The sequence below is a fragment of the Pseudomonas rosaeacicularis genome (assembly GCF_057128745.1).
In genome coordinates this window covers 216830-237878 of the sequence record NZ_JBSKHT010000010.1, presented here as the reverse complement: position 1 = coordinate 237878, position 21049 = coordinate 216830, and the positions used below count along the sequence as shown (strand labels likewise).

The window sequence follows — 21049 nt, the reverse complement described above, 5'->3', positions numbered from 1 at the left end:
ATTGATGCGGGAGCAAGACGATGAATAGCAACACACTGTGGCTGATCTGTCGGCGCTTCGGCGCGGCGATCGTGACCTTGTTGATCGTGTCCATGGTGGTTTTCGCCATCACGGCCGTGCTTCCCGGTGACGCGGCGCAACAGTCCCTCGGGCAGTTTGCGACGCCGGAACAAGTGGCGGCATTGCGCCTGAAACTGGGCCTGGATCAGCCGGGTGTGGTGCGTTATCTGCATTGGTTGATGAACCTGATCAGCGGCGATCTGGGCACCTCAGTGTCCAGCGCCATGCCGGTCAGCGAGCTGATGGCCGGACGAGTGCCCAACACCATGATGCTGGCGGCAGTCACCGCAGTGGTGTCGGTCCCGGTGGCGTTGACGCTCGGCATCGGTTCGGCCATGGGCCGGGGCGGACGGATCGACAGCATCCTCAGCTTTGTCACCCTGGCCCTGGTCGCCGTCCCGGAGTTTCTGGTGGCGACGCTGGCGGTGCTGGTATTTGCGGTCAATCTGGGCTGGCTGTCGGCGCTCTCCTACGCCAGCGACATCTCCTCGCCGTGGCAATTCATGCGCACCTACGCGTTGCCGGTCATGACCCTGTGTTTCGTGATCGTCGCGCAAATGGCCCGCATGACTCGCGCAGCCGTAATCGATCAACTGGACAGCCCGTACGTGGAAATGGCCCGGCTCAAGGGCGTCAGCCCCGTGCGGATTGTGCTGCGTCATGCGTTGCCCAACGCTATCGGGCCCATTGCCAACGCCGTAGCGTTGAGCCTTTCCTACTTGTTGGGCGGTGTGGTCATCGTCGAAACCATCTTCAACTATCCCGGCATTGCCAGTTTGATGGTCGATGCCGTGACCAACCGCGACATGGCGCTGGTGCAGGCTTGCACCATGCTCTTCTGCACGGCGTATCTGCTGCTGGTCTTGCTGGCTGACCTGTGCGCAATTCTGTCCAACCCGAGGCTGAGAACCCAATGAACAAAGTCATTGTGAAATCGATGCCAACCACCCCCGACCTGGCCTCCGGCAAGGTTTCCCACGGCCCGTCCTGGCTGGGTTTGCTAGGCGCGGCGATGTGTTTTATCTGGCTGCTGGTGGCGATCTTCGGCCCATGGCTGGCGCCGCATCCGGTCGGTGAAGTGGTGTCTGACAACGTGTTTGATGTGATGGGCATGGCTCATCCTTTCGGCACCGATTATCTGGGCCGCGACATGCTCAGCCGGGTGCTGGTCGGTGCGCGTTTCACGGTTGGGCTGGCGCTGATTTCGGCGGTATTGGCCAGCGGTCTGGGCACCACTTGCGCGTTGCTGTCGGTGGTAGCGCCCAAATGGCTGGATGAAATCATTAGCCGATTGATGGACGCCTTCATTTCGATCCCGAGCAAGATGCTGGCGCTGATCATGGTCTCGGCTTTCGGCTCATCAGTGCTGCTGCTGATCTGCACGGCGGTGCTGAGTTTTTCGCCGGGTGCGTTCCGGATCGCCCGCAGTCTGGCGGTCAATATCGAAGCCCTGGAGTACGTTCAAGTGGCACGGACCCGTGGCGAGCGCCGGCTGTACATCGCCTGCGTAGAAATTTTGCCTAACATGCTCAATCCGGTGCTGACCGATCTGGGCCTGCGCTTCGGTTTTATCGTGCTGCTGCTCAGCGGCATGAGCTTCCTGGGCCTTGGCGTTCAGCCACCAGATGCTGACCTCGGTTCGCTGGTGCGCGAGAACATCGGCGGCCTCAATCAAGGCGCGCCCGCCTTGGTGGTCCCAGCGTTGGCTATCGGCACGCTGACCATTGGCGTGAATCTGTTCATCGACCGGATTTCGTCTCGACGCAGCCGACGCTCAGGAGGTCATTGAGATGAGTGAATTGATACGAGTCCAGGACCTGCGCGTGGTCGCTTCCGGCGATAAAGGCGAAGTCGAAATCGTTAAGGGCGTGAGCTTTTCTCTGGAAAAAGGCGAAGTGCTGGCGCTGATCGGTGAGTCCGGTTCAGGCAAGACCACCATCGCATTGGCATTGCTGGGCTATGCCCGACGCGGCTGCCGACTGGCGAGCGGTGTGGTGCAGGTTGGCGAGCACAACATGCTCGGTCTGGAGGAAAGCAAACTACAAAGCCTGCGCGGCAATCGGGTGTCGTACATCGCGCAGAGCGCTGCTGCGGCGTTCAATCCGGCCAAGAAGCTGATTGATCAAGTGATTGAAGGCGCGCTGATTCATGGCCTCGGGTCCCGCAGCGAATTGACGGCCAAAGCCATCGGCCTGTTTCGCGATCTGTCGTTGCCCAACCCCGAAAAAATCGGCGAGCGTTACCCGCATCAAGTGTCTGGCGGGCAGTTGCAACGGGTGATGGCGGCCATGGCGCTGATCAGCGATCCCTTGCTGGTGGTGCTCGATGAGCCGACCACGGCGCTGGACGTCACCACGCAGATCGATGTGCTGCGCGCTTTCAAGCGCGTGGTGCGTGAACGTGGCGCAACAGCGGTTTACGTGTCCCACGATTTGGCCGTGGTCGCGCAGATGGCCGACCAGATCGTAGTGCTCAACGGCGGCAAGGTCATCGAATACAGCAGCACGGCGGCGCTGCTCAAGGGTCCGTCCGAGGAATACACCCGCAGCCTGCTCGCCGCTGCGCGCCCGGACGCGACCCTGACGCCCGCCAGTGAAGTGGTCAAAGACACCACGCTGCTGACGATCAAGGGCATGACCGCCGGCTACGGTAAAAAGAACATGCAGGGCATGCCGATGATTCGCGTGCTCGAAGACATCGACCTGACCATCACCCGTGGCCAGGCCATCGGCGTGATTGGCGAGTCGGGCTCCGGCAAATCGACGCTGGCGCGGGTGGTGGCTGGCTTGCTCGACCCTGCGCGCGGTGAGCTGGTGTTTGACGGCGCGCCGTTGTCCGGCACGTTGTCGGGCCGCACCGACGATCAGTTCCGCCGCATCCAGATGGTTTTCCAGAACGCCGACACTGCGCTCAATCCGATGCACAGTGTGGCGACGATCCTGTCACGGCCGCTGAAGATGTATTTCGGCCTCAAGGGCGCGGCATTGCGTCAGCGCGTCGATGAACTGCTCGATCTGGTGCGCTTGCCTAGAGCGATGGCGGATCGACGTCCCAGCGAGCTGTCAGGCGGTCAGAAGCAACGGATCAATCTGGCGCGTGCGCTGGCGGCCAAACCTGACCTGATTCTGTGTGATGAAGTGACCTCGGCGCTGGACACCGTGGTCGGCGCGGCAATTCTCGAACTGCTCGGTGATCTGCGTCGCGAGCTCGGGGTTTCGTACCTGTTCATCAGTCACGACATCTCCACCGTGCGCGCCCTGTGCGATGACATCGTGGTGATGTACAGCGGCCACAAGATCGAAGAGGGCAACCGCGAGGCGTTCAGTCAGGCGCCGTTCCATCCGTACACGGACCTGCTGGTGCATTCGGTGCCGGAGCTGCGTCAGGGCTGGCTGGAAAACTGCGGCACTACCTGCGGCAAGCTTCCGCCGATCAGCGCCCCGGCCAACGTGCCGGAGCTGTGCACCTTCCTCAATCGCTGCCCGGTCCGCGTCGAAGGGCTGTGCAACAAGACTGCGCCAGGGCGTCGTGACATTCAGGGCGGCAGCGAAATCCTTTGCCATCTGAACAGCGACGAACTGCAAAGCACACAAGAGCATTCCAACAGCATGATCGTGGGAGCCTACGCATGAGCGGGCGTTTCGTAAGACTGGGTGAGCGGGATCGGCCGAGCGTCAGTCTGGTGGTGGACGGTGCGCCGATCAAGGCGTTGCAGGGCGACACACTGATGGTCGCGCTGCTGACCCAAGGCACGTCGCTGCGTGAGTCGGAGTTCGACTCCGGCCGCCGTGCAGGTTTTTGCCTGATGGGCGCTTGCCAGGATTGTTGGGTGTGGACGCGCAGCGGCGAACGCTTGCGCGCCTGTTCCAACGAAGTGCGCGAAGGACTGGACATCGTCACCACACAACCGGAGGCGAAATGGCCACTGCACGGGTAGTCATTGTTGGCGCAGGTCCTGCCGGCACTCGTTGCGCGGAGACGCTGTTGGCCGCGGGGATCAAACCGATCCTGATCGACGAAAACCGTCGCGATGGCGGACAGATCTATCGTCGTCAGCCAGAAGGTTTCAAGCGCAATTACAGCGCGTTGTACGGCACCGAAGCGAACAAGGCCAAAGCCCTGCACCAGAGTTTTGACCGGCTGCGCCCGCAGATCGATTACCGGCCGGACACGCTGGTGTGGAACCTCACGCCGGGGCAACTGAACTGCGTTAGCAATGGCCGGCATTCGGTCATTGATTACGACGCGCTCATTCTCTGCACCGGCGCCACTGACCGGCTGATGCCGATCACCGGCTGGCAGCTGGCCGGGACTTACAGCCTGGGTGGCTCGCAGATCGCGCTCAAGGCGCAGTCGGTGTCCATCGGCCACAGCGTGGTGTTTATGGGCAGCGGCCCGTTGCTTTATCTGGTCGCCAGTCAATACGTCAAAGCCGGTGCCAACGTTGCAGCGGTGCTCGACACTTCGCCGTTCAGCAAGCGCATTGCGGCGCTGCCCAAATTGCTGGCGCGCCCGGCGGTGTTGTTCGAGGGCATGAAGTTGCTGGCGCGGTTGTATCGGGCCAAAGTCGCTGTGCATTTGGGCGTTGAGCCGGTGCAAGTGCTGGGCGATGAGCAAACAGGCGTCAGCGGTGTTCGTTTCAAGACCGGCGCTGGCCGCGTGATGCAGGTCGACTGCGACGCGGTGGCGCTGGGTTATCACCTGCGCCCGGAAACCCAGTTGGCCGATCTTGCGGGCTGTCGCTTGCAGTTCGATGAGGTGTCCGGTCAATGGCTGCTGGCCGTGGACGAAGAAGGCCGCACCTCGGTCAATGGCGTGTACGCGGCGGGCGATGGCGCAAAAATTCGTGGCGCGGACGCTGCCGAACAGGCTGGGCGTCTGGCGGCCAACGCGCTGTTGCACGATCTGAAACTGCCGGTGGATGCTACCGAGCAACAGGCACAAAAGCAGTCACTGGCGATCATGGACACGTTCCGTGTCGGGCTGTGTGAAGCGTTTCCGTGGCCTGCTGCTCAAGCCAAAGCCTTGCCTGACGAAGCAATTATCTGCCGCTGCGAAATGATCACTGCTGGCGAGCTGCGGGGCGTGGTGCGCGAGAAGGGCGCCTGCGAAGTCAACCGCGCCAAGGCATTCAGTCGCGTAGGCATGGGTCGCTGTCAGGGGCGTTATTGCTCGCAGGGCGGCGCCGAAGTCATCGCTGCCGAAGCGGGCGTGCCGGTTCAGGAGGTCGGCCGCCAGCGTGGTCAGGCGCCGGTCAAACCGCTGTCGATGAAGATGGAAGAGGTGATCTCATGACTCCGCAAAAAAGCGACGTACTGATTGTCGGCGGAGGATTCATGGGCACCGCGTCGGCGTTTTTCCTGCGTCAGCGCGGGCACTCGGTGACGCTGCTGGAGCGCGATCAGGTGGGGCAATACGCCAGCGGCGTGAACTTCGGCAACGTCCGGCGCCAGGGGCGGCATCTCGCGCAGCTGGACCTGGCGAACCGCTCATGGGCGCTGTGGAAACGCATGCCCGAGCTGATCGGCGAAGACCTGGAGTTTTTGCCCAGTGGCCATATGCGCGTGTGCTACGACGAGGCGCATATTGCCGAACTGGAAGCCTACGCTGCCGCGCCCGAAGCTAGCGAACTGGACCTTGAAGTCATCACCGGCAAAGCTTTGCACGAACGTTTTCCGTTTCTCGGTCCAGAGGTCAAAGCCGGTTCCTATGCGCCTCACGACGGCCACGCCAACCCGCGTCTGGCTGCGCCGGCTTTCGCCCGCGCCGCGATTCGCGCAGGCGCCAGGGTCGAAGAGCGCACCGAAGTCGCCGACGTGCAAAAGGTGGGCGGCGAGTTTCAGGTCACCACTACCGATGGTCGCTCGTTCGTCGCAGCCAATCTGTTGATCACGGCGGGTGCATGGGGCTCGAAGCTGTCCGAGCAGTTTGGCGAACCGGTGCCGCTGGATACCCACGGGCCGCAGATGGCAGTCACCGAGCCGGTGCCGTATTCGCTGCCCACGGTGATCGGCGTGTACACCAAAATTCCTGAGGAAGTGATCTACTTCCGGCAGATCAAGCGGGGCAATATCGTGATCGGTGGCGGCTATCGCAGCCGCCCCGACATGATCAACCGCCGTGCCCATGTCGAGCCGCGCAGCATCATCAATCAGATCGAGCAAATGCGCCGCCTGCTGCCGGGCGCTGTCAACCTGAACATCATCCGCGTATGGAGCGGCATCGAGAGCTACACGCCGGATTCGTTGCCAGTGATCAGCGCCAGCGGCAAGGTCGATGGGCTGTTCTATGCGTTCGGTTTCTGTGGCCATGGCTTTCAGCTCGGCCCAGGCGTGGGCGACGTGATGGCTGAACTGATCAGTACCGGCCACACTCGAACCCACATTGCCCCCTTTGATATCCAGCGCTTTGCAGATCCGGTGCCGTTAACTGGCCTGTCGAGCCTGCAAACTACGAGCAAAGTCATATGAAACCCCGTGTACTGGACATCCTCAAACGCCTGATCGCGTTCGACACTGTGTCGTCCGAATCGAACATGGCGCTCATCGAATACGTACGTGACGTGCTGGCGACCAAGGGCATCGAGTCGCTCATCGTCAAGGACGAAAGCGGTAAGAAGGCCAACCTGTTCGCCAGCACCGGCCCCAAGGACCAACCGGGCATTTTGCTGTCCGGGCACACCGATGTGGTGCCGGTCGCGGGTCAGGCCTGGACGCTGCCGCCGTTTGAAGCGACGCTCAAAGATGGCCGTATCTACGGGCGCGGCACTTGCGACATGAAGGGCTTCATCGCACTGGCCATCGACGCCATGCTCGATGCGGCGGACTTATCACTTACTCGGCCACTGCAACTGGCCTTGTCCCACGACGAAGAAATCGGCTGTGTCGGCGTGCGGCGTTTGCTGGACGTACTGGACCTGGCACCGTTGCGCCCGTTTTTGTGTGTGATCGGCGAACCGACGTCGATGCAGTTTGCGCTCGGCCACAAAGGCAAAAGCTCCTATCGCACCTACTGCCGTGGCCAGGAAGCGCATTCATCGCTGGCGCCACGCGCGGTCAACGCGATTCATCTGGCCAGCGACTTTATCGGCGCGCTGCGCGACAGCCAGAAGCGCATCGAGAAAACCGGCCTGCGTGACGAGGGCTACGACATTCCCTACAGCACCGTGCACATCGGCCGCATCGATGGTGGCAAGGCGCTGAATATCGTGCCGAACCTGTGCACGCTGGAGTTCGAATTCCGTAATTTGCCTGCGGACAATCCCGACCAGTTGCTCAACGAATTGCGTGAACGCGCTGAAGCTCTGGTGCGCGAGGCGAAGCAGGTGTCGAACGTTGCCGCCATCGACATCGAAGTGATGAATGAATACCCCGGCCTCGACACGCACCCCAGCGTCGAAGCTGTGCGACTGCTGCACAGTTTCGCCGCGCCCGACACGCAACACATCAAGGTCTCGTTCGGCACCGAAGGCGGTTTGTTCGCCAATCGGCTGAACGTGCCGGTGGTGGTGTGCGGGCCTGGGTCCATCGAGCAGGCGCACAAGCCCGATGAGTTCATCGACGAAACGCAACTGGACGCCGGCGAGCGTTTCCTCCAGACCCTGCTCGGATCGTTGAGGCAGTAGAGCCTGCCGTCCGGGTGCGTATTTCAGCATCCGACGCTGCTGCTCAACGGCTTTCAGCATCCTGAACTGAGGCGCCTGCCTAGACTGGCAGTTGTCTCGGATCAGGACTCGACCATGCTCAAGCATCAATTGAAAGACCCAAGCCTTTTGGTAGAACGCGCCTACGTTGATGGGCAGTGGATCAGTGCTCAGGACGGCGCCACGCTGGACGTCATCAACCCGGCCACCGGCGAGCGGCTGGCGCAAGTGCCCGCGCTGAGCGGCATTGAGACCCGTCACGCCATCGAAGCCGCTGACCGCGCCTGGCCTGCATGGCGTGCACGTCCTGCCGCCGAGCGCGCTGTGCTGCTGGAGAGCTGGCATCAGGCGATGCTCGCCAACGTCGACGACCTGGCGCTGATCATGACCCTGGAGCAGGGCAAGCCGCTGAACGAGGCCAAGGGCGAGATTCGCTATGGCGCCAGCTTCGTCAAATGGTTCGCCGAAGAAGCGCGCCGCTCTTATGGCGAAACCATCCCTGCGCCCAGCGCTGATCGCCGTTTGATGACCATTAAACAGCCGGTGGGCGTTTGTGCGGCCATCACACCCTGGAACTTCCCTAACGCGATGATCACCCGCAAATGTGCTCCGGCGCTGGCGGCAGGTTGCCCGATCATCGTCAAACCCTCGGACCTCACGCCGCTCTCGGCCTTGGCGCTTGCCGTGCTGGCAGAGCGCGTGGGCATTCCGGCGGGCGTGTTCAACGTCATCACCGGCATGCCAGCGGGCATTGGCGAAGAGCTGACCGGCAACCCTGTTGTGCGCAAGATTTCCTTCACCGGCTCCACAGCCATTGGCCGTTTGCTGATGCGCCAGAGCGCCGAGCACATCAAGCGTCTGAGTCTGGAGCTGGGCGGCAATGCCCCATTCATCGTGTTCGACGATGCCGATCTGGAGCAGGCCATCACCGGGATCATGCTCAGCAAATTCCGTAACGCCGGGCAGACCTGCGTTTGCGCCAACCGCATTCTGGTGCAGGACGGCATCTATGAGCGCTTTGCTCAGCGCCTGGTTGAAGAGGTCGGCAAGCTCAAGATCGGCAACGGTTTGGAAGAGGGCGTGACCATTGGCCCGCTGATCAATCCGGCGGCTGTGACCAAGGTCGCACGGCACATCGACGATGCCTTGAGTAAGGGCGCCAAATTGTTGTGCGGCGGTATGCCCGACGGCGACAGTCAGTTCGTTCAGCCGACCGTTTTGGGTGATACCCATCCGGGCATGTTGTTGGCCAACGAAGAAACCTTCGGCCCGGTCGCGCCGCTGATGCGCTTTACTGATGAAGCCCAGGCACTGGCGCTGGCCAATGCCACCCCGTATGGCTTGGGCGCTTATTACTTCACCCAGGACCTGCGTCGCTCATGGCGTTTCGGTGAAGCGCTTGAGTTCGGCATGGTCGGCCTCAACACCGGGATCATCTCCATGGAAGTCGCGCCGTTTGGTGGCATCAAGCAGTCCGGTCTTGGCCGAGAAGGTTCAAGCTATGGCCTGGACGAGTACCTTGAGGTCAAAGCGTTTCATGTTGGCGGGCTGTAAGACGGCGAGTTTGTCGGGTTGACTGCGGATTTTCAGAGGACACATCGTTCATGAGCACAGCATTCAAAATCGCCGCGATCGCAGGCGACGGTATCGGCAAGGAAGTGATGCCCGAGGGGCTGCGCGTGCTGGAAAGGGCCGCGCAGAAATGGGGGCTGAACCTCGACATCGAGGTCTTCGAGTGGGCGAGCTGCGATTACTACCTGGAGCACGGCAAGATGATGCCGGACGACTGGTTCGATCAGCTCAAGGGTTTCGACGCGATCCTCTTCGGCGCGGTGGGCTGGCCCGATAAGGTGCCAGATCACATTTCGCTTTGGGGCTCGCTGCTCAAGTTCCGCCGCGACTTCGACCAGTACGTGAACATTCGCCCGGTGCGACTGTTTCCTGGGGTGCCGTGTCCGCTGGCCGGACGCAAGCCGGGCGATATCGATTTTGTGGTGGTGCGTGAGAACACCGAGGGCGAGTATTCGTCCGTCGGCGGCAAGATGTTCGAAGGCACTGATCGCGAGTTCGTGCTGCAGGAGTCAGTGTTCACCCGTCACGGCGTTGATCGGATTCTCAAGTTTGCGTTCGAGCTGGCGCAGACCCGTCCGCGCAAGCTGCTGACAGCGGCCACTAAATCCAACGGCATCTCCATCAGCATGCCGTACTGGGACGAACGCACCGCGTTGATGGCCGAGCAATACCCGGAGATCAAATGGGACAAGCAACACATCGACATCCTGTGTGCGCGCTTCGTGTTGCAGCCGGATAGATTCGATGTGGTGGTGGCGTCAAATCTGTTCGGCGACATTCTTTCCGACCTGGGCCCGGCGTGTGCGGGGACCATTGGCATTGCGCCGTCGGCCAACCTTGATCCGGAACGTCGTTTCCCGTCGCTGTTTGAACCGGTGCACGGTTCTGCGCCCGATATTTACGGTCGCAACGTTGCCAATCCGGTGGCGATGATCTGGTCCGCTGCGTTGATGCTGGAATTCCTGGGCAACGGCGACGAGCAATACCGCGCGGCCCACGACGGCATTCTCGCGGCCATCGAACTGATCATCGCCAACGGCCCGATCACCCCGGACCTGGGCGGCACCGGCTCGACGCAATCGGTGGGTGAGGCGATCGCTGCGGCGTTGTGAGCGCTGCGGCTGGCAGAACTCTGATTCTGGCCGCAGGCCGTTGGAGGCTTGCCCGCGAAGTTAACGACGCGCAGTGTCAGGCGAATCCGGATGTCAGCTTCGCGGGCAAGCCTCGCTCCAACAAGTGCGGATCGAATCAAGAGTGACTCGAACCCGTGGGAGCGGACCTGTCCGCGAAGGGGCCGGTTAATCCGACGCATCTTTTGTGCCGGATCAATCGTGTTCGTGGGCAAGCGCGCTCCTACCGGGACAGGTCCGCCCTGATCAATATCCCTGCCCGAGATCCACCTGCCCCAGCATTTTCTCGCCACGCTCGAAGCGGCGAATGTTGTCCAACAGTCCCGCAAAAGCGCTGTCGGGCTGGGTCATGGCAGCGATGTGCGGGGTCACCAGGATATTCGGGTGTTTCCAGAATGGATGGTCGGGCGCTGCCGGTTCCTGCTGCAACACATCCAGCACGGCTGCGCTGAGTTGCCCGCTGTCTAGCGCATCGAGCAGATCGCTCTCCACCAAATGCCCACCACGGCCCATATTGATAAGCGCCGCACCGGGAGGAAGCTGCTCAAACAGCGCGCGGTTGAGGATGCCCTCGGTCTGATCTGTCAGGGGCAATACGCACAGCAGAATGTCGCACTGAGCCAAAAAAGCCGGCAGTTGATCGACACCGGCGTGGCACTCGACGCCTTCGATCTGGTGCTGACTGCGCGCCCATCCCGACAGCTTGAAACCGAACGGTCTGAGGCTCGACAGAATATGCTGTGCCTGAAGCCCCAACCCCATGACCCCCACACGTCGTTTGCTCGCTTGCACCAGCCGATGAGCCTGCCACTGCCCTTCCGACTGCTGTTGGCGGTAGCGCAACATGTCCCGATGCAGGCTCAGCACCGAAAAACACGCGTACTCGCACATGCCCTGGCTGATACCCGGATCGAGCAAGCGAACCACCGGAAGCGTGTTCGGTATGCGGCTCAGGTCCAGTTGATCAACCCCTGCTGACAGCGCGAACAGCACCTTCAGGTTCGGCAGCACTCGGTCGAGATTGTCCGGCGCTTGCCAGGCGGCGAGGTATTCGATATCCGCCGGGTCACCGATGTCTGGCCATGCGCGCCATTCGATGTCGGGAGCATGTTCGGCAAACAGCGCTTTCCACTGTTCGCCACGTCCGGGGTCAGCTTTATAGAGCAGCGCCATGGCTAGTTCCTGGTTTGAAAAGGTGGCGTCCATCATGCCGCAACGGCGGGAGCATGATCTGTCGAAAGCAGCGATTGCATCGGCTTTTGGAGCATGGAATAGACCGTCGACCGGCAGATTAATTGGCCTTGAGGGGCACTGAAGGAATCTGCCGTTTGCGAGGGGTAAAACAGTCGATCCGGACATCTGGAGGGCCAAGTTCGGCGTAGATCGTTTCGCTGAACGATTAATCTGAACTCCATCGCAGCCACCTGTCGGCTGCCCGGCTCACTATGGGAAATGCCATGAACAGCAAAGTCGACGAAGCACATCATTTACTGCGTCAGCGCGACCAGTTCGTACCGCGTGGCATCGTGACCGCGCATCCGCTGGTCATCGATCGCGCCCAAGGCTCGGAGCTGTGGGATGTGGACGGCAAGCGCTACCTGGACTTCGTGGGCGGCATCGGCGTGCTGAACATCGGGCACAACCACCCGAACGTGATCAAGGCGGTGCAAACCCAGCTGACCAAAGTCACCCACGCCTGCTTTCAGGTCGCGGCCTACCAGCCTTACATCGAGCTGGCCAAACGTCTGAGCCAACTGGTGGGCGGCGACGTCGCGCACAAAGCGGTGCTGTTCACCTCCGGCGCCGAAGCGGTGGAAAACTCCATCAAGATCGCCCGCGCTCATACCAACCGTCCAGCTGTGATTGCCTTCCGTGGCGGCTTCCACGGCCGCACCTTGCTGGGCACCACGCTGACCGGCATGAGCCAGCCCTACAAACAGAACTTCGGGCCGTTTGCCCCGGACGTTTTCCACACGCCGTACCCCAACGACTATCGCGGTTTCACCAGTGAAATGGCGTTGGCGGCGCTGCACGAATTGCTGGCGACTCAGGTCGCGGCTGATCGCGTTGCAGCCATCATCATCGAACCCGTGCAAGGCGATGGTGGTTTCCTGGCTGCACCCGTCGAGTTCCTCAAAGCGCTGCGTGCGCTGACCGAGAAGCACGGCATCGTGTTGATCCTCGATGAAATCCAGACCGGCTTCGGTCGCACCGGCAAGATGTTCGGCTTCCAGCATTCGGGCATTCAGCCGGATCTGGTCACCGTGGCGAAAAGTCTGGCGGGCGGCTTCCCGCTGTCGGGTGTGGTCGGGCGTGCCGAGATCATGGACGCGCCGCTGCCCGGTGGTCTTGGCGGCACCTATGGCGGCAACGCGTTGGCTTGCGCGGCGGCGCTCGCGGTTATCGAAACCTACGAAGAAGAAAAGCTGGTCGAGCGCGGCGTGGTGTTGGGGCGGCGCCTGCATGACGGTCTGCTCAAGCTTCAGGCGCAGTACGCCGAAATCGGCGACGTGCGCGCTACCGGATTCATGGTCGCGATTGAACTGATCAAAAATGATGCCGAGCGCAGTCCGGATGCTGAACTCAACCAACAGCTGATCGATCAGGCCCGCCTCGGCGGCTTGCTGGTGATCAAGTGCGGTGTCCATCGCAACGTCCTGCGCTTCCTCGCGCCACTGGTGACGACCGAGGCGCAGATCGACGAAGCCCTGAGCATTCTTGGCGCAGCGCTGGCACGGGTCTTGATCGCAAAATGAGCGTCGCTGTCAGGTGGTCGATGTCATAGGCCTCGACCGCCGACAGCTTCAGGTTTTTGCACTGAGATGAACCGCATCACTGGAGGCTTTTCCGCTCATGGGGCTGACTGATTACCGCGCGCTGTTGATCGATTGCGATGAAGTTCTGGTGGATCGGGATTCGGGCGTGTGGGCGGCGTTGCAGCCGTTGCTGGAAAACCGTTCCGGCACTCCCGACAAAGAGCAGATTCTGGCCGAGTACAAGGACGTTATTCGCTCGCTCTACCCGCGCTTCGATGAGTTGGGTTTCAGCGGCTTGTTGTGTTTCGCCCATCGACAGATGGCCGAGCGTTTGGGCATCAAGGCCAGTTGGGAGGAGGGCATGACCTTCGCCCGTTCGGTGCCCAACTGGACGCTGTTCGAAGATGCACCTGGAGCGATGCTTTACCTGCGCAAGTTTTATCACCTGCTGGTTTACGTCGATCGCGACGTGGAAGACAGGGGCGTGCTGTGTGAGCGTCTGGGGCTGGCGCCGGAAAACCTTTTGTCGCTGGCCGGCAACCCGATGGACCGCACAGACTGGCTGACGGCGCTGGAGATTGATCCTGCCGACACGCTGTTGCTGTCGCGGGCACCCGCGCAACCGCTGACGTCGGGGGGGCTTTGCCTGATCCGCCGTGGACGCGCCGAGCACCGTCGGCCGTGCCCAGCCGACTTTTGTATCAACAGCATGGCCGACCTGGTGCGACAGCATCAGCTGTCTTTACGGCGCTGATTTTGTTAGAAGGGACACTTACATCGAACGGCAATCAAGAGGCGCGTAATGGAAGGTTTGGTCAAACTGGACCGGATTGATATCAATATCTTGGTTGAACTGCAAAAAGACGGGCGCATGACCAACGTCAGCCTGGCTGACGCTGTCGGTCTGTCGGCGAGCCCCTGTCTGCAACGCGTCAAACGACTTGAATCGGCCGGCTACATCTCAAGCTACAAAGCCCATCTCAATCTGGCGAAGATCACCGACTCGGTGACGGTCTTCACCGAAATCTCCCTCAGCGATCACAAGCGCGAAGACTTCGCCAAATTCGAAGCCAATATCCGGCTGGTCGATGAGGTGCTGGAGTGCCATCTGATCAGCGGCGGCTACGACTACCTGGTGCGCTTCATGACGCGCAGTATTCAGCACTATCAGGAAGTGGTTGAAGAGCTGCTCGACAAAAACATCGGCATCTCCAAGTACTTCAGCTACATCGTCATCAAGTCCCCCGTCATGAAAGACGGCGTGCCCCTGCGCAAGCTTTTGCGTCACTGATTATTCAGCGTTTGCCCATCCCTGTAGGAGCCAACTGGTTGGCGAGGCGGCTGCCCTTGTGCGCTAGTCAGATCGCCTCGCGAACAAGTTCGCTCCTACAGGTGTTTGCAGCGGCCATCAAATTTCGATTCATCGCCAAACCTGCACCGCTAAAGCACATCCCGCGAATAAACGACGATCCCTCGCGCCACGCTGGCGCAGGCCGCATATAACGCTGTTTGCCCCCGCAAAACGGTATTTCTGGCGTCTGTCCGTCTTGAATATGAAATAAATTTCATGTTCGCGTGGGTTGTAATTCATCGGGAGGGCAGGGTGCTTCGTTTCGTTTCACGATGTTATAGTGTAACGAAATGAAGCATGGATCAACCGACGGGCATGGGTAAGTGCGAATGAAAGGGATCACCACGAAAGCGCTTTTGGCGTGCAGCGCGTTGCTGTTAGCCAGTGCTGCGCAAGCGCATCAAATCTGGTTCGAGCAGCCGGCGCAGCAGCCGCTTGCGTTGTATTACGGCGAGTACGACAAGAACATGCTGGAAGTGACGCCCGGCGGGCTGGACCGATTCAAGGGGCTGACGGGATGGTCGGGGCACACGGCTCAATTCCTGAGTCTGACTTTGCAGCGCGATTACTTCGCCGTTGCGCAACAACCGACAGCCCAAGACACACTGCTGGCGCTGGACACGCACTACCCGATTTTCGATCTGCACGAAGACGGCAAAACGCTCAAAGCGTACTGGACCCCGGCAACCCGTTGGGTCGGTGATCTTCGACCGCGCGAGCCGCAACTCGATCTCGACATCGTCCCCACCGGTGTCGCCAAAGACGGCAAGGCCACGTTCCAGGTGTTCTATCTGCGCAAGCCGTTAGCGGCACAGGACGTTGTGCTGGAAACCGCTTCCGGTGAAGCCATCACCCAGGCCTCCGATGACGCTGGCAAGGTCACGTTCGAGCTGCCACGACAAGGCACGTATGTTGTCGCCGCCGAGCATAAAGAGCACGTACCCGGCGAGCGCACCAACGCCCAACAGCAAGTTGAAAAGTACGACGTAAAGAGCTTCAGCTCGACGCTGTCCTTCTACCACCGATCAGGTCAGGCGCCATCATCGCGGCCACCGGCGCAGCTCCCAGCCTCGGAAGTTGCGCGGCTCAAGAAGGCGGCTGGTTAAAGCGTCCACCGATCAAACACTGTCTGCCGCACTGCGACAGGCCCAGACCGCGCACTTCCCGGCGCAGGTTCAGGCCTCTGATCAATGATCGATAACATGAGTAACTCAAATGTCCCTTACTTCTGAAATGACGGGGCGGGCGGGAGCTATTCCCCCTGCGCGGACCGCTGCGTCCGTGATCACCAACACCCGCATGTTGGCCATCGACGCACTTCGCGGTTTCGTGATGCTGTGCATGCTGGTGGACCATGTGCGTGAAACCTTCTTGCTGCATCGCCAGGTCACCGACCCTATCGATGCGCTGAGCGTCACGCCCGATCTGTACTTCACCCGGATGCTCAGCGAAATCTGCGCGCCGGTGTTCATCTTCCTCACCGGCCTGTCGGCTTATCTGTACAGCCAAAAGCACACGCTCAAAGAAACCTCCGTGTTCTTGCTCAAGCGCGGCGTGTTTCTGGTGCTGCTGGAAATCACCTTCGTGTGCTTCGCCTGGAACGCCGAGTTCCCACCGAAAACTCTTTGGCTGCAAGTGATCTGGTGCATCGGCATCTGCATGATCGTGCTGGCCGGTTTGCTGCATTTCAAACGCAGCTGGTTGATCGTGCTGGGTGTTGCGATTGTCGCCGGGCACAACCTGCTCGACGGTGTAACGGTCGGGCCTGAATCGCCGTTCTTCGTGCCGTGGTCGATCCTGCATCAGCGTGTGTTCATCGACATCACCGAGTTCACACGAGCCCGCACGACGTACCCGGTACTGCCGTGGATCGGCGTGATTCTGCTGGGCTGGGCGATTGGGCCATGGTTTGGAAAAGATGTTGATCCGGCCGTGCGAATCTCGCGCCTGCTAAAAGTGGGCCTTGGTCTGCTGGTGGCGTTCGTGTTCATTCGCTATCTGAATGTCTACGGCGAAAAACCGTGGGTGCAAACCGGTGACTCGCTGCGCACGTTCATGAGCTTCATGAGCGCCAAGAAATATCCGCCGTCGCTGATGTTCCTCATGCCGACCATTGGTCTGGGCCTGTTGTTGCTGGCGCTGTTTGAGAAAATGCAGGACCGCTGGTCCACCGCAACCCTGGCCATTTATGGCGGCGCCCCGATGTTTTTCTACTTGCTGCACCTCTACGTGCTCAAGGCGATGTACCTGATCGCGCTGGCATTGTGGGGCGCCAATCAGGGCAACTATTACGGCTTTGACGACCTCCCGGGCGTCTGGATGTGGAGTGTGGTGCTGGCCGTGGTTCTGTTCTTCCCGACGCGTTGGTACGCCAACCTGAAGCAGCGCCGTCGCGATATCGCCTGGCTCAAATACCTCTGATTCTCCTCCATGACCTTGCATCAGTAGTGCGCCGAATGTTTGGGCGCTGCTGAGGCGGGACGCAAGATTTTCAGGAGCACTACGTGAAGACTATTTCCATGCACGCCTTCCTGATGGCGCTAGGAGGGCAGTCTCTGCTCGCCTTCGCGTCGGAGCAGGACAACGCAAAGGGCTTCGTCGAAGACAGCCAGTGGAACGTGCTGAACCGCAGCCTGTATGACCGTCGCGACTACGAGCACGGTTCGCTGAGCAACGGCGCGCGCAATGCCTACAAACCACGCGCTGAACGCAGTGACTTGGCTGAAGAGTGGGCTTACGGCCTGATGGGCGATTTCAGCTCCGGCTTTACCCAGGGTACGGTCGGATTTGGTTTCGATGCCCACACCTATATCGGTCGTCAGCTGGACACCGGAGGCGGGCGAGCGGGCAAAGCGCGATTGCTGGGGATCGATAACGACGGCCATCCCAAAGATGAATTCAGCCGTGGCGGCGCGGCCATGAAGCTGCGTGTGTCGTCCACCGAACTGCGCTATGGCGAGCAACGGGTGAAGACGCCGGTGTTCGGCTCCTCCGACAGCCGATTGTTGCCTGAGACCGCTACTGGCTGGTTGCTGACCAGCAAGGAAGTGCCCGCGACGACGTTCTACGGTGGGCATTTCAACGAGAGCACTGACCGCAACGCCAGCAGCCATGATCGTGGCTTCGTGGTCAATTACTCCAATGGCAAGCAGGGTGACAGTTTTGATCTGGTGGGCGTTCGTACCAACGCGTTCAAGGGGCTAACGGCGAGCCTGTTCAGCGCCGAGTACGAAGACACCTGGCGTCAGCAATATGTGGGCGCGGTTTACACCCAGGTTTTCAACGACCACCAGGACCTGAGCTTCGACCTCAATTTGTATCGCACCCAGGACACCGGCAAAGCCTTGTCCGGCCAGATCGACAACACCAGCTGGAGCTTTCTGACGACCTATCGCTACGACGCGCATAGTTTCGGCGTCGGTTATCAGAAAATTGATGGCGACACGCCCTACGACTACGTCACCCGGGGCGCGATCTTCCTCAGTAACGCTGTCGCGCTGTCTGACTTTAACGGACCGCAGGAAGCCTCGTGGATGGGGCGTTACGACCTGAACATGGTCAATTACGGCTTGCCGGGGCTGACCTTTTCCGCGCTGTATGTACGCGGCAGCGGGATCGATGGCACCCACATGGACCCACGCGGCGGTTATAGCTGGTTGGGCTACGGCAAGGACGGCAAGCATTGGGAGCGCGATCTGCAAGCCAAATACATCGTGCAGTCAGGGCCTGCGAAAAAGCTCGCGATCACGCTGCGCCATGCTGTGCATAGGGGCAACAAAGCGCAGGCCGAACTCGACGCCGACCAACTGCGCTTGGCCATCGAGTATCCATTGGGCGGCAAATTCTAAGGGCGGAATGCGGCGAAAAATTTCGCCGCGTACTTTTCAGACCGGGGGTTGGCGCGGGATCTCGGTGGGCGTCTCATGCCCGTCACGCTCTGGCTGAAGCGTGCGTGACGACATTTCTGCCCGCAATATCGGCAAGCACTGCGGGTACTGTTTGGCGATGTAGCTGATCAGCCGCTCACGCATGTGGCAGCGCGCATCCCAGCTTCGTGAGGAGTCCGCCGAACTCAACAACACCCTCAATTGCATGGCCTTGTCGGTGGTGTCGGTCACCTGCAACACGCACACGCGCCCGTCCCACAGATGCGGAATGTCCTTGCAGATGCGTTCCGTTTCCTCTCGCAATTCCTCGAGCGGCAGCGCGTAATCCACCCACAAAAACACCGAGCCAATCAGGCTCGATGTGCTGCGCGTCCAGTTCTGAAACGGCTTCTCGATGAAGTACTGCAACGGAATCACCATCCGCCGCTCATCCCAGATTTTCACCACGACGTAAGTGCCGCTGATCTCTTCGATACGGCCCCATTCGCCCTCGACGATCACTACGTCGTCCAGCCGGATCGGTTGGGAAATCGCGATCTGCAGTCCCGCAATCAAATTCCCTAGCACCGGTTTTGCGGCAAAACCCGCCGCCAGTCCCGCAAGCCCGGCAGAGGCCAGCAGGCTGGTGCCGATCTGCCTGACCGGTGGGAAACTCATCAAGATCAGCCCCATGCCGAACAGCAGAACCAATACGTTCAAACAACGCACCAGCACCCGAACCTGCGTCTGAATACGCCGCGCCTGCAGGTTGTCTTCGATGTCCAGCGGGTTACGGATGGCGACTGCTTCGCCTATCGCTTTCACGCAGCGCAACGCCAGCCAGGTGAAGCAGCCCACCACCAACATGCCGTTTACGTGGCGCACGGTGTTGATGAGCATCAGGTCGTCTGGCGCCGAGGTCCACACGGTTTGCAGCGCCAACAACGGGATCAGCCACAGCGTGGGCGGTGCGCCACGAAAGATCAGTTGTTGGGCAAAAATGAACGACTTCGAGACGCGCCTGAGCAATGCCAGCGCTATCCAGCGAATCAGCAACGAGAAACAGATCGCCACGGCCGCGACGATCAAAGTGCTCAGCCAAGGCAATGGCAAGACGTCCAGCCAGGCGTCCGGGATTACGTGTTCCATAGGGATGCTCGCGAGGGAAGACGGTTCAAAGACAAGGGTTGTGAGCCTGCAAACAGCGCAATCGTTCCCCAACCGAGCTGCAAACCCCAGCGTAGACGTGTTTGAACCTCAGCGGCTGAGCGACCTCGATTCGTTGAACGGCTGATAAAACGTGCGTTGCGAACTCGCTTCCAGTTGCATCAACATCAGTTGATCAATCAGCTCGCTGTTGTCGCCTGTGCTGGTGTCGATCACAAACTCCGGATTGAGCGGCGCCTCATAGGGGCTGTCGATACCAGTGAAATTATGTATTCGGCCCTCACGCACTGCGCGATACAGGCCTTTGGCGTCGCGGCGCATGCATTCGGACAACGGCGTGCTCACGTGCACTTCAATGAAATCATTGGGTGCGAAATGCGCTCGGCAGATATCCCGATCCGCTCGGAACGGCGAAATCGCCGAAACGATGACAATCAGTCCCGCGTCCACCATCAGTCTGGCGACCTCGCCGATGCGCCGCACGTTTTCACGGCGATCCAGATCGCTCATGCCCAAGTCCTGACACAAGCCGTTGCGCACCCGGTCGCCATCGAGCAAGTAGCTGTGCAGGCCGTGGGCTTGCAGCGTCTGATCCAGCTGATTGCCCAGTGTGGATTTGCCCGCGCCGGACAAACCGGTTAGCCAGATGCAGCACGCCCGTTGCTGTTTCATCGCCTGCCGTTGCGCCTGATCCACGCTCAGCTCCGGCGCGATGATCAAAGGCCGGGTGTCAGTTATGTAGTCAGTCATAAACGAACAACTCATAGTCACGGGCATAGACTTCCCGGATGCGTTTGCGCGAGGCGGCGGAGCATATCGCTGTTGTCTGGTGGTTTGAGCCGGGTGACCGATTCAAGTGATTGAGCTGTGCACTGACACCCAGTTGCTCGCACAACATTGCGAAGTCTGCTTCCAAGTGCTCCTGACGGCCGATGAAATCCACGGCTATTTGCCCCATCGAGTTCTGCAGAAAATGATGTTGCGGCGCGAAATGTATCTGCTTGCAAATATTATCCCCGTGCAACCAGCCATCAATGAACGTATCGAAGCGCGAATAGCGACTTACCAGTTCGTACGCCGCTCTATCTCGCGGCTGCGGGTTTTGCAGCAAGTAGCGATAAGCCGATAGAGCGCGATGTAACGGGTCACGTACAAAACCAAACTTGAAGTATTCGTCGAAACGCTCTTTGAATTGCTTTTCATACCAGTACAACGGCAAATGCCCCGTAGGCGTACTGCCGAACAATGACGTCGCGACACTGCTGCCTGCGCACTTGGGCACATGAATGAAAATGCACTCGAACTGATCGAAAACCTCCGGAAACCGGGGCTTGCGCGACAGCGTCTTGTTTACAACCTGTCGATCAACGACGGACAACCGCTCAAGCAAAAGCTCGCGGTGTTGCCTGGGAAATAGCTTCCATAGCAGGTGATTCATGGGAAGTGGCCTGTAGCGTTGTATGGATCAGAGCGTGAGGCTACAGCGGGGATAATAATGAGTGGGA

The 21049-nt window shown here is 60.2% G+C and carries 19 protein-coding genes; 15 read left to right on the top strand and 4 right to left on the bottom strand.

Annotated features, from left to right (window positions below):
• The first annotated feature begins 20 nt into the window (after positions 1 to 20).
• The 9 genes from ACWKWM_RS15185 to ACWKWM_RS15145 all read left to right on the top strand — a co-directional run bounded on the left by ACWKWM_RS15185 (position 21) and on the right by ACWKWM_RS15145 (position 10386).
• Positions 21 to 977 (top strand): ABC transporter permease, encoded by a 957-nt coding sequence (locus tag ACWKWM_RS15185; RefSeq protein ID WP_483846913.1) that lies wholly within the window; start codon positions 21 to 23, stop codon positions 975 to 977.
• On the top strand, positions 974 to 1849 hold the full coding sequence (locus ACWKWM_RS15180) for an ABC transporter permease (RefSeq protein ID WP_483846912.1): 876 nt from the start codon (positions 974 to 976) through the stop codon (positions 1847 to 1849). Before ACWKWM_RS15185 ends, ACWKWM_RS15180 begins: the two co-directional genes overlap by 4 nt.
• Position 1850: 1 nt before the next feature.
• Positions 1851 to 3692 carry an ABC transporter ATP-binding protein gene (locus ACWKWM_RS15175; protein WP_483846911.1) on the top strand — a complete coding sequence of 614 codons (1842 nt, stop codon included), beginning with the start codon at positions 1851 to 1853 and terminating at the stop codon, positions 3690 to 3692.
• Positions 3689 to 3997 carry a (2Fe-2S)-binding protein gene (locus tag ACWKWM_RS15170; protein ID WP_483846910.1) on the top strand — a complete coding sequence of 103 codons (309 nt, stop codon included), beginning with the start codon at positions 3689 to 3691 and terminating at the stop codon, positions 3995 to 3997. Before ACWKWM_RS15175 ends, ACWKWM_RS15170 begins: the two co-directional genes overlap by 4 nt.
• Entirely contained in the window at positions 3979 to 5355 is a 1377-nt protein-coding gene (locus tag ACWKWM_RS15165) for an FAD/NAD(P)-dependent oxidoreductase (protein WP_483846909.1), read from the top strand. Before ACWKWM_RS15170 ends, ACWKWM_RS15165 begins: the two co-directional genes overlap by 19 nt.
• Positions 5352 to 6530: an NAD(P)/FAD-dependent oxidoreductase gene (locus ACWKWM_RS15160; RefSeq protein WP_483846908.1), complete on the top strand. Its 1179-nt coding sequence runs from the start codon at positions 5352 to 5354 to the stop codon at positions 6528 to 6530. Before ACWKWM_RS15165 ends, ACWKWM_RS15160 begins: the two co-directional genes overlap by 4 nt.
• The gene (argE, locus tag ACWKWM_RS15155; RefSeq protein WP_483846907.1) at positions 6527 to 7684 is read left to right on the top strand and encodes an acetylornithine deacetylase; all 1158 of its coding nucleotides are present in this window, start codon (positions 6527 to 6529) and stop codon (positions 7682 to 7684) included. The genes ACWKWM_RS15160 and argE overlap by 4 nt, the downstream gene beginning before the upstream one ends.
• Before the next feature lie 114 nt (positions 7685 to 7798).
• Positions 7799 to 9256, top strand: a complete 1458-nt coding sequence (locus tag ACWKWM_RS15150; protein WP_483846906.1) for an NAD-dependent succinate-semialdehyde dehydrogenase — start codon at positions 7799 to 7801, stop codon at positions 9254 to 9256.
• 50 nt (positions 9257 to 9306) lie between these two features.
• Positions 9307 to 10386, top strand: coding sequence for a tartrate dehydrogenase (locus tag ACWKWM_RS15145; protein WP_483846905.1), 1080 nt, complete (start codon positions 9307 to 9309; stop codon positions 10384 to 10386).
• Between the two features lie 264 nt (positions 10387 to 10650).
• On the opposite strand, the gene ACWKWM_RS15140 is transcribed toward ACWKWM_RS15145, so the two are convergent.
• On the bottom strand, positions 10651 to 11577 hold the full coding sequence (locus ACWKWM_RS15140) for a 2-hydroxyacid dehydrogenase (protein WP_483846904.1): 927 nt from the start codon (positions 11575 to 11577) through the stop codon (positions 10651 to 10653).
• Positions 11578 to 11861: 284 nt separating this feature from the next.
• On the opposite strand from ACWKWM_RS15140, the gene gabT reads away from it, so the two are divergent.
• The 6 genes from gabT to ACWKWM_RS15110 all read left to right on the top strand — a co-directional run bounded on the left by gabT (position 11862) and on the right by ACWKWM_RS15110 (position 18359).
• Positions 11862 to 13160, top strand: a complete 1299-nt coding sequence (gene gabT / locus ACWKWM_RS15135) for a 4-aminobutyrate--2-oxoglutarate transaminase (protein WP_483846903.1) — start codon at positions 11862 to 11864, stop codon at positions 13158 to 13160.
• Between the two features lie 97 nt (positions 13161 to 13257).
• Positions 13258 to 13914, top strand: a complete 657-nt coding sequence (locus ACWKWM_RS15130; RefSeq protein WP_483846902.1) for an HAD family hydrolase — start codon at positions 13258 to 13260, stop codon at positions 13912 to 13914.
• Between the two features lie 48 nt (positions 13915 to 13962).
• Positions 13963 to 14451 carry an Lrp/AsnC family transcriptional regulator gene (locus ACWKWM_RS15125; RefSeq protein WP_483846901.1) on the top strand — a complete coding sequence of 163 codons (489 nt, stop codon included), beginning with the start codon at positions 13963 to 13965 and terminating at the stop codon, positions 14449 to 14451.
• A 389-nt stretch (positions 14452 to 14840) separates the two neighbouring features.
• Entirely contained in the window at positions 14841 to 15617 is a 777-nt protein-coding gene (locus ACWKWM_RS15120; RefSeq protein ID WP_483846900.1) for a DUF4198 domain-containing protein, read from the top strand.
• A gap of 109 nt (positions 15618 to 15726) precedes the next feature.
• Positions 15727 to 16932 carry an acetyltransferase domain-containing protein gene (locus ACWKWM_RS15115; protein ID WP_483846899.1) on the top strand — a complete coding sequence of 402 codons (1206 nt, stop codon included), beginning with the start codon at positions 15727 to 15729 and terminating at the stop codon, positions 16930 to 16932.
• A 98-nt stretch (positions 16933 to 17030) separates the two neighbouring features.
• On the top strand, positions 17031 to 18359 hold the full coding sequence (locus ACWKWM_RS15110; RefSeq protein WP_483846939.1) for an OprD family porin: 1329 nt from the start codon (positions 17031 to 17033) through the stop codon (positions 18357 to 18359).
• 36 nt (positions 18360 to 18395) lie between these two features.
• On the opposite strand, the gene ACWKWM_RS15105 is transcribed toward ACWKWM_RS15110, so the two are convergent.
• The 3 genes from ACWKWM_RS15105 to ACWKWM_RS15095 all read right to left on the bottom strand — a co-directional run bounded on the left by ACWKWM_RS15105 (position 18396) and on the right by ACWKWM_RS15095 (position 20982).
• Positions 18396 to 19526: a mechanosensitive ion channel family protein gene (locus tag ACWKWM_RS15105; protein WP_483846898.1), complete on the bottom strand. Its 1131-nt coding sequence runs from the start codon at positions 19524 to 19526 to the stop codon at positions 18396 to 18398.
• Positions 19527 to 19634: 108 nt separating this feature from the next.
• A complete protein-coding gene (gene cysC, locus ACWKWM_RS15100; RefSeq protein ID WP_483846897.1) occupies positions 19635 to 20294 on the bottom strand; it encodes an adenylyl-sulfate kinase in 660 nt (219 codons plus the stop codon).
• Complete coding sequence (locus tag ACWKWM_RS15095) at positions 20287 to 20982, bottom strand: sulfotransferase family 2 domain-containing protein (protein WP_483846896.1); 696 nt, start codon at positions 20980 to 20982, stop codon at positions 20287 to 20289. The genes cysC and ACWKWM_RS15095 overlap by 8 nt, the downstream gene beginning before the upstream one ends.
• Positions 20983 to 21049: the final 67 nt, after the last annotated feature.

Excerpts from the sequence above, each read along its gene's own strand:
- ACWKWM_RS15140 (WP_483846904.1), bottom strand. The coding sequence starts at position 11,577 with ATGGCGCTGCTCTATAAAGCTGACCCCGGACGTGGCGAACAGTGGAAA.
- ACWKWM_RS15165 (WP_483846909.1), top strand. The coding sequence starts at position 3,979 with ATGGCCACTGCACGGGTAGTCATTGTTGGCGCAGGTCCTGCCGGCACT.
- ACWKWM_RS15160 (WP_483846908.1), top strand. The coding sequence starts at position 5,352 with ATGACTCCGCAAAAAAGCGACGTACTGATTGTCGGCGGAGGATTCATG.
- ACWKWM_RS15125 (WP_483846901.1), top strand. The coding sequence starts at position 13,963 with ATGGAAGGTTTGGTCAAACTGGACCGGATTGATATCAATATCTTGGTT.
- ACWKWM_RS15120 (WP_483846900.1), top strand. The coding sequence starts at position 14,841 with ATGAAAGGGATCACCACGAAAGCGCTTTTGGCGTGCAGCGCGTTGCTG.
- ACWKWM_RS15105 (WP_483846898.1), bottom strand. The coding sequence starts at position 19,526 with ATGGAACACGTAATCCCGGACGCCTGGCTGGACGTCTTGCCATTGCCT.
- ACWKWM_RS15170 (WP_483846910.1), top strand. The coding sequence starts at position 3,689 with ATGAGCGGGCGTTTCGTAAGACTGGGTGAGCGGGATCGGCCGAGCGTC.
- ACWKWM_RS15095 (WP_483846896.1), bottom strand. The coding sequence starts at position 20,982 with ATGAATCACCTGCTATGGAAGCTATTTCCCAGGCAACACCGCGAGCTT.
- ACWKWM_RS15145 (WP_483846905.1), top strand. The coding sequence starts at position 9,307 with ATGAGCACAGCATTCAAAATCGCCGCGATCGCAGGCGACGGTATCGGC.
- ACWKWM_RS15115 (WP_483846899.1), top strand. The coding sequence starts at position 15,727 with ATGTCCCTTACTTCTGAAATGACGGGGCGGGCGGGAGCTATTCCCCCT.
- gabT (WP_483846903.1), top strand. The coding sequence starts at position 11,862 with ATGAACAGCAAAGTCGACGAAGCACATCATTTACTGCGTCAGCGCGAC.
- ACWKWM_RS15185 (WP_483846913.1), top strand. The coding sequence starts at position 21 with ATGAATAGCAACACACTGTGGCTGATCTGTCGGCGCTTCGGCGCGGCG.
- argE (WP_483846907.1), top strand. The coding sequence starts at position 6,527 with ATGAAACCCCGTGTACTGGACATCCTCAAACGCCTGATCGCGTTCGAC.
- ACWKWM_RS15180 (WP_483846912.1), top strand. The coding sequence starts at position 974 with ATGAACAAAGTCATTGTGAAATCGATGCCAACCACCCCCGACCTGGCC.
- ACWKWM_RS15175 (WP_483846911.1), top strand. The coding sequence starts at position 1,851 with ATGAGTGAATTGATACGAGTCCAGGACCTGCGCGTGGTCGCTTCCGGC.
- ACWKWM_RS15150 (WP_483846906.1), top strand. The coding sequence starts at position 7,799 with ATGCTCAAGCATCAATTGAAAGACCCAAGCCTTTTGGTAGAACGCGCC.
- ACWKWM_RS15130 (WP_483846902.1), top strand. The coding sequence starts at position 13,258 with ATGGGGCTGACTGATTACCGCGCGCTGTTGATCGATTGCGATGAAGTT.
- ACWKWM_RS15110 (WP_483846939.1), top strand. The coding sequence starts at position 17,031 with ATGCACGCCTTCCTGATGGCGCTAGGAGGGCAGTCTCTGCTCGCCTTC.
- cysC (WP_483846897.1), bottom strand. The coding sequence starts at position 20,294 with ATGACTGACTACATAACTGACACCCGGCCTTTGATCATCGCGCCGGAG.